General features: G+C 53.4%; 2 protein-coding genes and 1 pseudogene. All 3 read left to right on the top strand.

Annotation, left to right across the window (positions count from 1 at the left end; translation table 11 throughout):
• Positions 1 to 74 precede the first annotated feature (74 nt).
• Positions 75 to 368: pseudogene (locus HMPREF3227_RS13020) on the top strand (transposase family protein); the annotation flags it as partial.
• 73 nt (positions 369 to 441) lie between these two features.
• The gene (locus HMPREF3227_RS10170; protein ID WP_066512827.1) at positions 442 to 741 is read left to right on the top strand and encodes an IS3 family transposase; all 300 of its coding nucleotides are present in this window, start codon (positions 442 to 444) and stop codon (positions 739 to 741) included.
• A 59-nt stretch (positions 742 to 800) separates the two neighbouring features.
• Positions 801 to 1,079 carry an IS3 family transposase gene (locus HMPREF3227_RS10165; RefSeq protein ID WP_197429527.1) on the top strand — a complete coding sequence of 93 codons (279 nt, stop codon included), beginning with the start codon at positions 801 to 803 and terminating at the stop codon, positions 1,077 to 1,079.
• Positions 1,080 to 1,110: the final 31 nt, after the last annotated feature.

The raw sequence follows: 1,110 nt of genomic DNA, 5'->3' as shown, positions 1-1,110 counted from the left end.
GCACAAGATATTGGGGTCCTTGGCTTTGTAGGAAAAAGGTATCTAATCCATCCGTACAAAACTAAGGACCTACTGTGCAGCCTAACGGAAATGTCATCGTCGATACCATCTGCCGCACCGCAAAACTAGGAACTACTATCACCGGTGCCACAGAAAACGGTGACGTCACTGTTATTGAAGCCGAACCCGTCGAGCCGATCAATGAATGCCCTACCTGCGGGCAGCCTGGAGTATTCCGCGACCACGTCATCCGCAGCCTGGTCGATCTGCCCATCGTCGGCCACCCAACACGCCTTCATGTGCGCCTTCCACGCTACCGGTGCACCAACAAGCGTTGCTTGCAGAAGATCTTCCGTGCTGGCCTTGCCTGGACCTGACCCCTGTTTGGTAGACACCTGATATCCAGCCCAGTCGGGCTGGGAAGAAAGGTAATCTACCACCATGCCTAGGTACTCCGAACAGTTCAAACGTGATGCTGTGGCCCTCTATGAAAACAATGAGGACCTTTCACTTCACGCGGCTTCAGCAGAGCTAGGAGTCAATCGCTCCTCACTTTATTCCTGGCTTAAGCAGTACGGCACCGGCAAGCGTGCCCGCACGAAGACCCTGCGTGACAAGGCCCAGGCGACGACTGATTCTGAACGGATCCGCCAGCTAGAAAAAGAAGTCTCTAAGCTGCGCGAAGAACGCGACATCCTGCGCAAGGCCGCGAAGTATTTTGCCGAAGAGACACGCTGGTAATCCGCTTCCAGTTTGTCTATGACCACCGAACCGAATACTCGGTCAAGCGGATGTGCCACGTGTTAAAACTCAATCGCTCCTCGTTCTACAAATGGCTCAACACCCGCGAAAAACGCAGGTTAAAGACATGTTCCGATGCCCTTATTGGTGCAAAAATCAAGACCATCTTCGATGATGAGCACGGGCTTTATGGTGCTAAACGCATCGCTGCAAGCCTCAACGACGATACGGACTTCGGCCCGATCAACCATAAGAAGGTCGCACGCATCATGAAATCCATGGGGCTGAAAGGCTTTAGTAAACGGCGTCGATGCATCACCACCAGGCGCAAGCCTTGAAGTGCCCCGGGTTTTGTTCCTAGGCGTTTGC

The organism is Corynebacterium sp. CMW7794, from assembly GCF_001563605.1.
Taxonomy (GTDB): Bacteria; Actinomycetota; Actinomycetes; order Mycobacteriales; family Mycobacteriaceae; genus Corynebacterium; species Corynebacterium phoceense.
This window is presented reverse-complemented; position numbering and strand designations above follow the sequence as displayed.